Annotated in this window: 13 protein-coding genes; 12 read left to right on the top strand and 1 reads right to left on the bottom strand. The window is 38.0% G+C overall.

Features of this window, described 5'->3' with window-relative positions; genetic code table 11:
• Positions 1 to 65 precede the first annotated feature (65 nt).
• Positions 66 to 1,415, top strand: a complete 1,350-nt coding sequence (locus CSV68_RS07615) for an S-layer homology domain-containing protein (protein ID WP_099661822.1) — start codon at positions 66 to 68, stop codon at positions 1,413 to 1,415.
• A gap of 175 nt (positions 1,416 to 1,590) precedes the next feature.
• Here the strand turns inward: CSV68_RS07615 and CSV68_RS07610 are convergent, their stop codons facing one another.
• Entirely contained in the window at positions 1,591 to 2,958 is a 1,368-nt protein-coding gene (locus CSV68_RS07610; protein WP_099633589.1) for a DHA2 family efflux MFS transporter permease subunit, read from the bottom strand.
• 418 nt (positions 2,959 to 3,376) lie between these two features.
• Here CSV68_RS07610 and CSV68_RS07605 point away from each other — a divergent pair, with 418 nt between their 5' ends.
• The 11 genes from CSV68_RS07605 to CSV68_RS07555 all read left to right on the top strand — a co-directional run bounded on the left by CSV68_RS07605 (position 3,377) and on the right by CSV68_RS07555 (position 12,920).
• Complete coding sequence (locus tag CSV68_RS07605; RefSeq protein ID WP_099661821.1) at positions 3,377 to 3,991, top strand: sterol desaturase family protein; 615 nt, start codon at positions 3,377 to 3,379, stop codon at positions 3,989 to 3,991.
• A 24-nt stretch (positions 3,992 to 4,015) separates the two neighbouring features.
• Positions 4,016 to 4,729 carry a GntR family transcriptional regulator gene (locus CSV68_RS07600; protein ID WP_099633352.1) on the top strand — a complete coding sequence of 238 codons (714 nt, stop codon included), beginning with the start codon at positions 4,016 to 4,018 and terminating at the stop codon, positions 4,727 to 4,729.
• 39 nt (positions 4,730 to 4,768) lie between these two features.
• Positions 4,769 to 6,715: a bifunctional metallophosphatase/5'-nucleotidase gene (locus tag CSV68_RS07595; RefSeq protein ID WP_368665177.1), complete on the top strand. Its 1,947-nt coding sequence runs from the start codon at positions 4,769 to 4,771 to the stop codon at positions 6,713 to 6,715.
• Between the two features lie 183 nt (positions 6,716 to 6,898).
• Positions 6,899 to 7,279: a GntR family transcriptional regulator gene (locus tag CSV68_RS07590; RefSeq protein WP_099633354.1), complete on the top strand. Its 381-nt coding sequence runs from the start codon at positions 6,899 to 6,901 to the stop codon at positions 7,277 to 7,279.
• Entirely contained in the window at positions 7,272 to 8,144 is an 873-nt protein-coding gene (locus CSV68_RS07585; protein ID WP_099633355.1) for an ATP-binding cassette domain-containing protein, read from the top strand. The genes CSV68_RS07590 and CSV68_RS07585 overlap by 8 nt, the downstream gene beginning before the upstream one ends.
• Before the next feature lies 1 nt (position 8,145).
• Positions 8,146 to 8,850, top strand: a complete 705-nt coding sequence (locus CSV68_RS07580) for a hypothetical protein (RefSeq protein ID WP_099633356.1) — start codon at positions 8,146 to 8,148, stop codon at positions 8,848 to 8,850.
• Between the two features lie 142 nt (positions 8,851 to 8,992).
• Entirely contained in the window at positions 8,993 to 9,355 is a 363-nt protein-coding gene (locus CSV68_RS07575) for a hypothetical protein (RefSeq protein WP_099633357.1), read from the top strand.
• A 400-nt stretch (positions 9,356 to 9,755) separates the two neighbouring features.
• Positions 9,756 to 10,316 carry a class I SAM-dependent methyltransferase gene (locus tag CSV68_RS07570; RefSeq protein WP_099633358.1) on the top strand — a complete coding sequence of 187 codons (561 nt, stop codon included), beginning with the start codon at positions 9,756 to 9,758 and terminating at the stop codon, positions 10,314 to 10,316.
• Positions 10,317 to 10,387: 71 nt separating this feature from the next.
• Positions 10,388 to 11,761, top strand: a complete 1,374-nt coding sequence (locus tag CSV68_RS07565; RefSeq protein ID WP_099661819.1) for an MATE family efflux transporter — start codon at positions 10,388 to 10,390, stop codon at positions 11,759 to 11,761.
• Positions 11,762 to 11,861: 100 nt separating this feature from the next.
• The gene (locus tag CSV68_RS07560) at positions 11,862 to 12,338 is read left to right on the top strand and encodes an RrF2 family transcriptional regulator (protein WP_099633360.1); all 477 of its coding nucleotides are present in this window, start codon (positions 11,862 to 11,864) and stop codon (positions 12,336 to 12,338) included.
• Positions 12,339 to 12,500: 162 nt separating this feature from the next.
• Positions 12,501 to 12,920 carry a hypothetical protein gene (locus CSV68_RS07555; protein ID WP_099633361.1) on the top strand — a complete coding sequence of 140 codons (420 nt, stop codon included), beginning with the start codon at positions 12,501 to 12,503 and terminating at the stop codon, positions 12,918 to 12,920.
• The last annotated feature ends 45 nt before the right edge of the window (positions 12,921 to 12,965 follow it).

Genomic DNA, 12,965 nt, shown 5'->3' with positions numbered 1-12,965 from the left:
CCGTCTGTACGGTGCGTAAGTGGCGAAAGTACACAGCACAAATTACTTATAAAGGAGAGAAACAGATGAAGAAAAAACTTACAGCGGCGTTCATCGCATTACTACTCATAGTTCCAGCCATGCCGTTTCCAGCACATGCGGCCGAGTTTACGGATATGAAAGGCCATTGGGCACAGAAAGAGATCAAGTATTTATATGACCGAAACATTATTGGAGGATACCCAGATGGTACATTCAAACCGAATGAACCGATCACGCGAGCACAAGCATCCGCCATGCTGATCAAAGCTCTAAAGATTCCACTCGTGGAAAATCCAAACGTTGTGTTTAAAGATGTTTCAAAGAAGTCCTCTTATTATAAAATTCTCGCAACGGTAAATGAAAAAGGAATTCTCCGTGGAGACCATGGGTTAATGCGCCCAGGAGAAAATACATCACGTGCGCAAATGGCAGCCATTTTACGCCGTTCATTCAATATACCGTTTGACAGCGAACCAACTTTTGTTGATGTAGTTCCGGCGCACTGGGCGTATGCTGATATTAACGGCATTGCCAAACAACGCATTGCTGGCGGATCAGAAGGCAAATACATGCCATCTCAATCGGTGACGCGCGCACAGTTTTCGGCATTTCTGACACGAGCGCTTGACGATTCGATGAAACTCAGTCGTTACCATTCATATGTCAGCCAGAAAGGAAAAACAGTTGAGCAGAATGGTTTTTCGTACAGTATAGGTAATGGATTGATGAAAAAAGATTTGAAAACGAATAAAAGTGAAGAGATCTTGAGTAAGCTAGATTTCGAAGGTAGCGACGGGGTTTGGATTAGTTATATGGAAAATTGGTTTGATGTAATTGTCTATAATGATGAAGTATTCATTCCCTATTTACGTGCAATTGGCCAAGCTTCAGAATTGCCGATGGAGTATGGCGTCATTCGTACGAAAACAGAACGTTTTACGGGATCCAAAGATTCTATGATCATGCCTTCACTTTTCGGTGAGACGATGCGGAACGTATTTATTTGGAATGACCGCATCTATTATACAAATGAAGCAACGAAAAGAGACTATTACCGAACGCCTAACATCCCGAAAGATAGTAAGTTGACACTCAACTCTGTCGCAATGAATGGATCGGACAGAAAAAAAGAACGCGATTTTGATGCAAGAATTCTATTTTATGAGGATCCAAAAGAAAAGTCGTTTATTCCAAATGAAAATCAAAACAATGCATCCGTGCTGTACGATCATTCGACGATGTATTACTTCAATAAGACAGGTATTTATAAGTATAGCTTGCTGGATAAGAAGACTAGTAAACTGTCGAATCTCCAAGGAAAGCATATGTCGGTCACTAACACCCAGCTGATCGTAACTAGCCAGGATGGGAAGAAGTATGTCTTTAAGAAGTGAGTAAGTATTTAAGTACTAAACTAACGTTGCGTTTTCATGACTAAGTACTTTTTCCAATAAGGAAGACCGCTAATGGAGACTAATTAGCGGTCTTTTCATCTTCAGTTTAACTGGCCAGGTCCAGACACTATTTAGAATTGTGTTGGGACCTGGTACCTCTACCAACTGTGTCCACTTACACCCGAACCCGTTTCACAAACAATGACGCAATGAATCCAACAATAGCGAATCCAGCGATAAAGTAAAACGCATATTTCGTACCCGCCGCAATCATTTCAGCAGCCGAAGCACTAGGTGAAGTTTCTAAAAATACATTTTGCCCATGTATCATAAATGTAATCGCCAACGCCGTTCCTGTAGCGCCTGCAATTTGTTGTAAGGTATTCATGACAGCTGAGCCGTCCGCGTAAAGTTCGCGCGGCAATTCATTTAATCCATTCGTTTGAGCAGGCATAATAATCATAGAAATACCTACAAAATAGATTAGGAATGCGATGACCACTTGCCAAATTGGCGTTTCAGCCGAAATAATGACGATAAATAACACACTTGCGACCGCTGTAAATAAAAAGCCGATCGGTAAGATCTTTTTGACACCGAACTTGTCCGACAGCATGCCTATGATAGGAGACAACAATGCGTTCATAGCGCTACCTGGTAGCAAAGCAAATCCTGCGACTGCTGCGCTGACGAGCAAAGATGTTCGCATATACAGAGGAAGTAAAATAGCTGAAGATAGAATTAAAAACATGCCGATGAACAATAGCACGACCCCTAACGTGAACATCGGATATTTAAACACACGTAAATTGATCATGGGGTGCTTCATCTTGAACTGTCTTACGGCAAATAAAAGTAGAGAAACGAAACCGACTATTAATGGAAGATAAACGTATGCGGACGTTAAAGACTTTTCAGCCATAGTACTTAAACTATAAATGACTCCACCAAATCCAACCGTTGATAATACAATCGAAACGACATCAATCGCTGGTTTCGTGATTTGTGAGACGTTGTCAATTTGCTTGAGACCAAATACGATCAATCCTACATAAAACACCAAGCTGACCCAGAAGATATATGACCAACCGAGTGTGTCGACGATTAATCCGGACAACGCAGGTCCAATCGCAGGAGCTGTCGTGATCACAAGCCCCATGACGCCCATAACGGCACCGCGTTTATGGATCGGGAATATTAATAAAATGACGTTCATCATTAATGGTAATAGTATTCCTGTTCCAATCGCTTGCACGACACGACCTATAAATAACACAGCAAAACTCGGAGCGAAACCAGCTAAAAATGAACCGGCTATGGAAAAGGCCAAAGACGCAACGAGCAATTGTTTCGTAGTAAACCACCGAATTAAGAGAGAAGACACAGGTACTAGAATACCGAGCGTTAATAAGTATCCTGTTGTCAACCACTGAGCGGTAGCGGAGTTGACCGAGAAGTCCGCCATAATATTAGTAAGTGCCATATTTAAAGCTGTTTCACCAAATAACCCGATAAAAGCTCCAAACATCAGAGTAAAAGCCATTGCTTTTGGATAACGTACTTGAACAATTTGTAATGAGGACACAATTTACTTCCTTTCTAAAAAAGACTGACGCAAAGAACATGTTCATGAAACGTATTTTGACGCAACAAAGGATACCTACCCTGGCGACAACCAGAAGCAGATATCCTTAGCTGAAATAAGTTCGTTGCTATTCATAACTTGCCGCTTGAGCATTATACCATGTATTTATTACCGGAGGAATAAAATAGCACCTACAGAAGACATATTGATGTTGGCTTATTTTACAGTGCTTTTTAATTTCTCGAAAACACAATTGACTATTAATTCAGAATGTTATATAGTTTTGGTAACTCCAAGGTGAATTCTGGTCTTACCACCAAGTATTATCAGCTCCATGCTTCATAGATAGATCGACTATAAGATAGGAGGACGGTTCATGAATACGAAATATATGAAAGAGTTCGTTACGTTTCCGGATATTACGATAATGTTGGTGCTATTTATTCCGCTCATAAGCTATAGTCTGTTACATGCATTCTCCTTTGGTGTGTGGATTTCCTTCATTATAGGAATGGCTACTTATGCCATGAGTGAGTATTTGATTCATCGATTTTTATTCCATATGAAAACGCCAACGAATCCATTTTTGTTGAAAACGATTAAACGATTACATTTTGATCATCACGTAGATCCGGCAAATTTAAAACTATTATTTTTGCCGATTTGGTTCAGCTTGCCTGGCTTTACTATTTTCGCACTAGTTTTCTATTTCATAACAGGTAGTTGGCTATTTACGATTGCTTATCTGGCAGGAATTATCGCCTATTTCATGTATTACGAATGGAAACATTATATTGCGCATCGTCCCATTCAACCGCGTACCGAAATGGGAAGACGTATTAAAAAAGCACATCTTTGGCATCATTTTAAAAATGAAAACTACTGGTTCGGCGTAACGCATACAGTTATCGATAAAACATTCGGTACGTATAAAGATCAAAAAGAGGTCGGTAAAAGCGATACCGCTAAAAACTTAGAGAATCGTACGTAAGTGTTGAATAAAGGAGATCTAGCCATGAATCGAACAGCAATTGTTGAAAAAGAATTGATTAAAGCCATTCTTCAAGGTGAATATGTGGCGGGCAGTCAAATCGAAACGGAAAGAGAACTGGCGGCGCTGTATGAACTGGGACGGCCCGCCATTCGCGAAGTTTTACAGCGCCTGAGTCACGGAGGCTGGCTGACATTGCGAAAAGGACAGCGCGCTATAGTCAATGATTACTGGAACGGGGGAAATATTACTACCATCGTGGATATTATAGAGTACTTTGATCAAGTGCCAGATGCGTTCGTCCTCTACTTTTTGGAATTGCGTATTGCGCTAACACCTCAATATGTACAAAAAGCGGTACTACTCAATTATCCTAAAGTCGTGGGACTTCTCGCTGAAATCGATGAATTAACAGACACTGCGGAAGCTTTTGCGTCATATGATTGGAAAGTTCAAAAAGAGTTAGCTCGATTATCAGAGAATCCACTCTTTTCGCTCGTGCTAAACAGTTTTGAACCAGCTTATGTGAGAATGGCGTTAAAATACTTTGAAAGCTCATTTCGTCGTGAAGCTTCACTCAGTTATTATAAGAAGTTATTATCCTATGCATTATCAGGTGATGATCAGCAAGCAGAAAAACTTTCCCAGGAAATGATGAAAAAAAGCTATGATCTATGGAAAAGTCAATTATCACCAGATGAAAGAATCGGCGTGAAGTTTAAGCTCGACAGTATATGATATGTACGCTTCATACATATACATCCTTAAGAGGAGGACATCATCATTACGAAAATACTAGTCAAGTCCCTTTTAATTATTCTACTTCTAGTAACCATCACTATTTTAGATGCTCCAAAAGGAAATGCTGATTCGGCTAAAGAATCGATCACGATCCTATTTACGCATGATTTACACGACAATTTTCTGCCGTTTGAAGTAAAAAGAGGAGAAAAAAAGTTATCAGTCGGCGGATATGCTAGATTGCATAGCGCGATAGCTGAACAAAGAGACATCGATCCCGATGCAATTCTAATTGATGCTGGAGATTTTGCGATGGGGACATTGTTTCAAACGATTTATTCAACAGATGCACCAGGCTTACAGATGATGGGGCGGATGGGGTATGACGTGACTACACTAGGGAATCATGAATTCGACTTTAGAGCAGAAGGTTTAGCGAGTAGTTTACGTGCTGCGTTAGACAGTGGTGAAGAATTGCCTAGTATCGTTGCTTCGAATACGATTTTCCCAAAAGATGAAAACGGCAAGATACCTAGCAACATTCGAACATTAAAAAAAGCGATGGACGAATATGACGTTAAAGAGTATATCGTAATAGAACGTAAAGGTATCAAAATTGGCATCGTTGGGTTAATGGGAGAAGAAGCAGCTGGCAATGCACCTATGTCCGGTGTGACGTTTGATGACGCGGTGGAAAGTGCCAAGTCCACGGTTGCTACATTGAAGAATGAAGAACATGTAGACCTAGTCATCGCTCTTTCACATTCAGGTACGTCAGATATTCCGTCGCAGTCCGAAGATGAAATTATCGCCAAAAAAGTTCCCGACATTGATGTCATTATTAGTGGGCATAGTCATACGACACTAGTGGAGCCGATTATCGTAGGTTCTACTATCTTAGGGTCGGCGGGGCAATATGGAGAAAATCTAGGCATCCTCAATATTACACGAAATGAAACCAATAAATGGACAGTTAATAATTATGAATTACGGCCAATTGACGATTCTCTTCCTTTGGATTCAACAATCACTAAAACAATTGAGACATACAAAGAAGTAATTCAAGAAAACTACCTCAATGATTTTGGAATGATGTTTGATGAAATGTTAGCCTATTCTCCATTCGATTTTACGCCTTTTTCTATGTTAGGAATTGAGCAAAAAGAAGAACCCATTGGAAACTTGATAGGCGACTCTTTCATTCGCATGATTCAACAACTCGAAGGAGACAAATATGAACCAATCGCTGCAGCAGTAGTTCCGGTCGGGACGATCAGGGATTCATTTAGCGAAGGCGAGATCACGGTTTCAAACGTCTTCAATGCAAATTCTTTAGGTATCGGTCCTGATGAAATTTCTGGCTATCCACTTCTGGACATATATTTGACCGGTAAAGAATTGAAAACCATTGCAGAAGTCGATGCCTCTATTACGCCTATTATGAATGAAGTTCAACTGTATATAGCGGGTTTGAGTTATACGTTTAATCCGAATCGTTTCATTTTCAATAAAGTAACCGACATCAGTTTGCAGTCTATAGATGGGGTAAACACAGAAATCGACGATGAAAAACTCTATCGTGTGATCGGTGGCTTATATTCCGTTCAAATGCTTCCTTTCGTAAATGAAAAGTCGTTCGGAATCCTATCTGTTGTGCCGAAGACTAAGGAAGGTACACCGGTGATAAACTTTGAAGACCAAATCATTTATATGAATGAGCACCAAGAAGTGAAAGAATGGTATGCCATTGCGAATTACTTCAAGTCCTTTAATAAGGTCAACGGTGTTGCTCAAGTACCGACATATTACGAGCAAACACATGGCAGGAAAATCGTAGAGCATGATGCGAACATTTGGGCCATCCTTAAAAACCCGAATGGAATCATCCTAACCGTCTACGCAGTTTTGCTTACGCTTATTGGCTTACTAGCTTTGCTTGTTAAGTTTATGGTGAGACGAAGAAAGCGTAAAAAAAGAAGTTGATCAATTAGAGTAACATCTATTTTCTATCCATTCTATTGAATAAGCCTATAGTAGAAAAACGATCACATTCAAAGTGATCGTTTTTTTAGTTGACTAAAAATTTGTTCTGTTATATGGTTATATACATAACCATATAACCATATAACTAAGTACAGCATATCATGAGAAGAGGTGACGTAAGCGATGAGCAAATCATTGGATGATAAAAAGCCTATTTACCTTCAAGTAAAAGAAATGATTGAAGATCAAATTATGAATAATCAACTACAAGAACATGATCAAATACCATCGACGAACCAGCTCGTTCAGTTTTATAAAATTAATCACATTACGGTTTCGAAGGGAATTAATCTCCTTGTTGAAGAAGAGATTATTTATAAAAAAAGGGGTGTAGGAATGTTTGTGATGGAAGGTGCAAAAGAAAAATTGATACTCAAACGAAGGGAAGGATTCGCTGAGGAGTTTGTTTGGCCAATGTTAAAAGAAGCGGAAAAACTGAAGTTGATGGACCATGATATCGTGAAAATAATAGAAAAATTGAGAGGGAGTGTACAGGATGACTAGAAAAGTGGAGGCAACTAACATACGTGTTTCTTATAACGAGTTTGAAGCGTTACAAGATATTAACTTCACGTTGGAAAATGGGAAAGTTTATGGATTGATCGGGCGCAATGGTGCCGGAAAAACAAGTCTACTATCTGTATTAGCCGCCTACCGAAAAGCGACGAGTGGGGAAATGAAAATAGATGGAGTGAACATTTTTGAAAACGAGAAAGCAATGGCTCAAGTAACGTTTGTTCACCAAACAGACTATAAAGATAATCATGACACAATCACTAAATACTTTGATCTAGCCGAGCGCTTTCGTCCAACATTTGATCGAAAATATGCGGAACAATTAGTTCAACTATTTCACCTTCCAACAAATAAACCACTAAGGAAGTTATCAGCAGGTATGCAGTCAGCTTTTAATGTAACCATCGGGTTAGCGAGTAGAACTCCAGTCACGATTTTTGACGAGGCTTATCAAGGGATGGATGCTCCAACACGTGAAATTTTTTACAATGAAGTGTTAGAAGAGCAAGCACGCAATCCTCGAATTTTCATTTTATCTACACACTTAATTTCAGAAATGGAATACTTATTTGACGAAGTGTTGATTATTCATCAAGGTACATTATTACTTCAAGAGGAAGTAGATACTCTTTTAGAAAGAGGGTATTCTGTTACAGGTCCAACTAGCGATGTAATAGAGGTGGTCGCCGGACTTCATGTATTAAATGAAGAGCAGCTAGGTGGCACAAAATCGATGATGCTGTACGGGGAATTGACGGAAGAAAAAGCGGACGAAATAAATCGAAAAGATCTAGAAATTGGAAACGTTTCACTTCATGAATTATTTATTCATTTAACGAAGGAGGGAATGTAAAATGAACGCAATGGGAAAGAAAATAGGTGCTGATCTGTACTTGGCCCAAATGAAATGGGTCGCGTGGTATTTGCCGATTTTGTATATTGCGTACATTGCAATTGTTTGGTTCCTCGATGAACCAGATATAAGATCGATGTCGTTACTAACTTTTACATTTCAAACAACCACAATCTTTATGCTCGTGTGTGGGATCATTTCAAGTTCAGTATTCCTCACCCTGTATGTGAAGTATGGTGTTACTAGAAAGTCGTATTTTCAAGGAGCGTTGCTGTCAGCGATAGGCTTAGCGATTACTGTCATAGGTCTAACAACCATTCTAACTTGGATAGTACGTATCTTTAACATCAATGTATTTAAAGAAGTTGTATTATCCTCACTTGGAGTAAACAGCTGGTTACTGACTAGTGTCTCTTATTTCTTCGTAGTGATGATCTATTTTCTAGTTGGATGGCTCATCGGATTAGGATTTTATCGTTATGGAGGCGCTGGTGGATTTGTAACCATTGTAGTCGCTCTTGTAGTCGTATCTGTAAATGACTTACTATGGTCGTTCAATACACCGAAACCGTTAATGGGGTTATTTAACTTTGAAATTCCAGTACCGAATGTTGTAGTTGCGATGATTGCATCATTCGCTATAGCAACAATTATGGCTATAGCAGTTTATAAAATTGTCAAAGAAACACCGATTAAAATAGCATAACTTTCATTTTGTAAGTGCAGAGTATAGGGAGTGAAAAGCTTAAGTTGCAATGGTAGAATTGGCCTTTCACTCCTGCAATTTAAGTACCTGTATAAAAACGTATAGGCTTAACATTATTTGAAATGAAAGATGAGGTTTCTACATGAAAACGGTTAGCCAAGAAGTACAAGAATTGTCCATTAAATCTTTAGAGTCGACTTTTACTAAACTATCGAATGCTTATACAAGTATGACGGTAAAAGGTTCCAATACAACACTTGTGAAAAAACGGCGCGACGCTGTAAAGGTTGGGTTGGAGAGCTTACATGGCGTTTGGTGTAATGGAGATTTCTTCTACGACAGAGAAACAATTGTACAATCTACGGAAATTTTACTAAGTATCATTCCGTCTATTGATAAACAATTAGCAAAAGCAAAGAAGGGTAGTCCTCAAAAAACAGTGAACGAACGACGTATAATCGCACTTAAATTAGCGATTGAATCATTGGAGAACCGTCTCGTATAAAAGAGCAGCTTATGCAGTCAATGAATCTTCATTACGCTAGAATTGGGTCAGATTGTATAATAAAGAAAAGCATGAATTGTAAGTACCGCAAGGCAAAATGTAAACCGTCTTTAGCTTAGATTCATGAAAACCTCTTTTTTGTTATAAAGAAGTAGCAATTGGAATATCGGTTTAAAACGCTAAAAACATATGCACAAAAACAAACGACACCTTTACGTATAGGGACCGTTTGTTTTTTTTATTTGTTTTGCGATTACTTTGCCGCTAATGATATAGCAAGAAAGCTTTTACTAAATGATGCAGTCTTCATATCCTGTGAAACAAAAATGTTTACAAATAATACTACATCAATTATAGTAATTGTAGATTCAAAATATCTATAATGAAAAGAGGAAACGAAATGAATGAAAAATTACTGAGGAAAATTAATAATCTGGAGAATATAGAGAGAAGCTCTGCTGAAGAGTTATTTCAGTTCTTATCACTTAATAAAGAGGACAAATTAGTAGATCTTGGAGCGGGAGTTGGTTATATGAGTCTTCCCATTTCTAACTATGTAGATGAAGTGACAGCACTTGATTTTGATGAAGACATTTTAAAATACTTGGAAACAAAAGCTGAAGAAAATGGAATTACCAATATTAAAACGCTTGTATCAGATTTCAAAGATCTACAACTAGGTGACGAAGAATTTGATAAGGCTGTCGCTTCAATATCACTTCACGAAGTGAAACCACTTTCGCTTGCATTAGGCGAAGTATATAGAGTCTTAAAAAATAAAGGAATGTTCCTTTGCATTGAATTAGAGAAATCAGAGTTATCAACTGGTCCGAGAGTTTCATCGGAAAATATGAAAGAAGAAATTCTTGCTGCTGGCTTTGACCTCGTCGATGTTCTGTATCCTCAAACTAAATTGGCTAACCAATCTGTTTATATAGTTGTGGCACAAAAAAATAAATAAAACAGTATTGAACTAGTTGTTAATTTAATTTAGCAACTAGTTTTAGTAGGTACTGTAAAAAGGAGTATTAAATGCGTTCAAAAGAAAAGCCGAATTCTAGTGACAAACTTCGAACTGAAAAACCATCTAAATTAATAATGAATTTATCTATACCTGCAATGATAGGTATATTCGTCATGGCTTTATACAATCTCGTTGATATGTTCTATATTTCACTTGCGGAAGGTGTACATGCAGTTGCAGGTTTGACTGTTTCTTTCCCTGTAATGATGATTGTTATGACATTAGCAGCATCTGTAGGAGTGGGTACGTCTTCTGTAATAGCTAGAAGATTAGGAGAAAAACGAATCAACGAGTCGAACAAGATTTTCGGGACATATATATATTTGCTTCTGCTCATTAGTATAGTAAGTATACTAGTTGGAATTTTTTTATTAGATGATCTTTTGATATTATTTGGAGCAACTGAAAACATTATTGGGTATGCTTCTGCTTATATGCTACCTATTCTTTTGGGTTTCATTTTTGTTAGTTTTTCAATGGCAACAAATATAGTGATACGTGCAGAGGGAAATGCTAAATTTGCAATGTATGCAATGATGATCCCTGCCATACTTAACATAATTCTAGATCCTATACTTATATTCGATTTCGGCTTTGGTTTAGGTGTTATGGGAGCTGGGATAGCAACTGTAATCTCACACGCGATAATGACCATAATCATTTTAATATATTATCATAAAGGCTATAGCTCACTTACCATTCATCTTAACTATATTAGAATGAGGATTTCTACTTTAAAAGAGATTATCGCTATAGGATTTCCAACCTTTGTACACACGGCATCATTTAGCTTAGTAGCTATAGTGATCAATACGATGTTGCTACGATATGGAGGAGATGTGTATCTAGCAGCTTATGGTGTCGCCCAACGTGTCATCGCCTTTGCGGTTATGCCGATTAATGGAATCATGCAGGGAATGTTACCAATTGTAGGGTACAACTATGGTGCAAAACTATATGAAAGAATGAGAAAGACGATATGGTTATCTCTCAGGTATGTTGTCATGATCTCTGTAGTCGTCGTTCTTCTCGTTCAAATATTCCCTGAGTATGCAATGGGGATTTTCACACGCGATCCAGAATTTATAGAAATAGGATCAAAAGCAATGCAGATTATTTTTTCGCTTTATTTTATTGTGGGCGTACAAATTATTGCCGGAGGTGTTTACCAAGCTATAGGGAAACCTAGACAAGCTTTAATTCTGTCTCTTTCCAGACAAGTGTTTTTCTTGGTACCTTTAGTGATAATCTTACCGATTTATTTCGGAGTGTACGGAGTCTTTCTTGCATTCCCTATCGCTGATGTACTATCATTTATGTTAGCGAGTTTTATGCTTTATCGAGATAAAGAGACTATTTTAGTAAAAGGACAAGATGAATAAACAGTACGTTCAAATAGTTTTCGGAGGGTTTTCAATTGTCTATTATAGATAGTATGGATAGTTTTAAACGTGAAGAAATACAGTGAATGGAGTTGAAAGAATGCAATTTGCGAAAAGTACGGATTATGCGCTACATGCCTTAGTTTATTTGGCTAATTCAGAGAGCGAAGACAAAGTAGGTATTAAAGAATTATCCAATAAGCTAAACGTATCGGAGAGTTATTTATCGAAAATTATGACTCAGTTACGGAAAGATGGAATCATACGAGCCGTTCCTGGCGTAAAAGGTGGATATGAATTATCACGTCCAGCTAGTGATATCACGTTTTTGGATGTTATTTTGTCCACTGAAGGAAGACAAAACATGTTTACTTGTTCCAATTCAGATTCTAAACAACATACATTATTGATAGATGAAAGTAATGGACAATTACTAGAGCAAGAAAAAGATCAACGTGTTTGTCGAATTAAAGAGGTCATGGATCGTGCTGAAATTGTCTTACACGAATTTTTAAACAGTCACTCCATACAAACTACTTTAGATGAGGCTACTAAAGATCGTCATAATCAATTATAAAAGGAATAAAGTAGCTTAATCATGACATGGTACTGATTGATTTTAGTAACCAGTAATTTAGAATCCTATCAACAGGCACGATAACAGCAGTAATATTTAGTACTTGAAAAATCTTTCAAAACATACAATGATAGAAACGTATTTTGAAAGGTGACTACGTATATGGATAGTCAATTACGTTCATTTATATATGGATTACAAACTAGAAATCCTTTACAAACGGTTGAATTATGGATACTAGGAGTGCAAAACCGGAGCGGCGCCGTTCAGCATGCAGTACTATCCCCAGCACTTCAAAAACGAACAGAAAAGCAATTTGCAAAAGACCATTGGGTAACTGGGCAATCCAGTCCGTGGGTGTCAACTATTCATATTGTCCATGTAAATAAAAACAGTGATACAACGCAACAATTTACTCTTGCATATGACCTGATCACTTCCTATGCGAGTTTCGGCAAAGGGCATAAAGTAATTACGGTAGAAAAGAATCCCGAACCGGGCCGTGATAATTGGTTCATTACGAAAATCAGCACGACATCTCTTCCATATGAAGCGATTACTCCGGCTGAAATGATACAATAATTAGTAGATATATCTTATGCTTTTTGATGAAAAGCGAGAAATAAT

The sequence above is a fragment of the Sporosarcina sp. P29 genome (assembly GCF_002743265.1).
In the GTDB taxonomy this organism is placed as follows: Bacteria; Bacillota; Bacilli; order Bacillales_A; family Planococcaceae; genus Sporosarcina.
The sequence above is the reverse complement of the archived record's forward strand: the minus strand, read 5'-3'. Positions and strand labels throughout refer to the sequence as shown.

What these genes read in the sequence shown, in the direction of transcription:
- CSV68_RS07565 (WP_099661819.1), top strand. Translation starts at nt 10,388, where the DNA reads ATGCGTTCAAAAGAAAAGCCGAATTCTAGTGACAAACTTCGAACTGAA.
- CSV68_RS07600 (WP_099633352.1), top strand. Translation starts at nt 4,016, where the DNA reads ATGAATCGAACAGCAATTGTTGAAAAAGAATTGATTAAAGCCATTCTT.
- CSV68_RS07575 (WP_099633357.1), top strand. Translation starts at nt 8,993, where the DNA reads ATGAAAACGGTTAGCCAAGAAGTACAAGAATTGTCCATTAAATCTTTA.
- CSV68_RS07580 (WP_099633356.1), top strand. Translation starts at nt 8,146, where the DNA reads ATGAACGCAATGGGAAAGAAAATAGGTGCTGATCTGTACTTGGCCCAA.
- CSV68_RS07590 (WP_099633354.1), top strand. Translation starts at nt 6,899, where the DNA reads ATGAGCAAATCATTGGATGATAAAAAGCCTATTTACCTTCAAGTAAAA.
- CSV68_RS07615 (WP_099661822.1), top strand. Translation starts at nt 66, where the DNA reads ATGAAGAAAAAACTTACAGCGGCGTTCATCGCATTACTACTCATAGTT.
- CSV68_RS07570 (WP_099633358.1), top strand. Translation starts at nt 9,756, where the DNA reads ATGAATGAAAAATTACTGAGGAAAATTAATAATCTGGAGAATATAGAG.
- CSV68_RS07605 (WP_099661821.1), top strand. Translation starts at nt 3,377, where the DNA reads ATGAATACGAAATATATGAAAGAGTTCGTTACGTTTCCGGATATTACG.
- CSV68_RS07610 (WP_099633589.1), bottom strand. Translation starts at nt 2,958, where the DNA reads ATGGCTTTTACTCTGATGTTTGGAGCTTTTATCGGGTTATTTGGTGAA.
- CSV68_RS07585 (WP_099633355.1), top strand. Translation starts at nt 7,272, where the DNA reads ATGACTAGAAAAGTGGAGGCAACTAACATACGTGTTTCTTATAACGAG.
- CSV68_RS07555 (WP_099633361.1), top strand. Translation starts at nt 12,501, where the DNA reads ATGGATAGTCAATTACGTTCATTTATATATGGATTACAAACTAGAAAT.
- CSV68_RS07560 (WP_099633360.1), top strand. Translation starts at nt 11,862, where the DNA reads ATGCAATTTGCGAAAAGTACGGATTATGCGCTACATGCCTTAGTTTAT.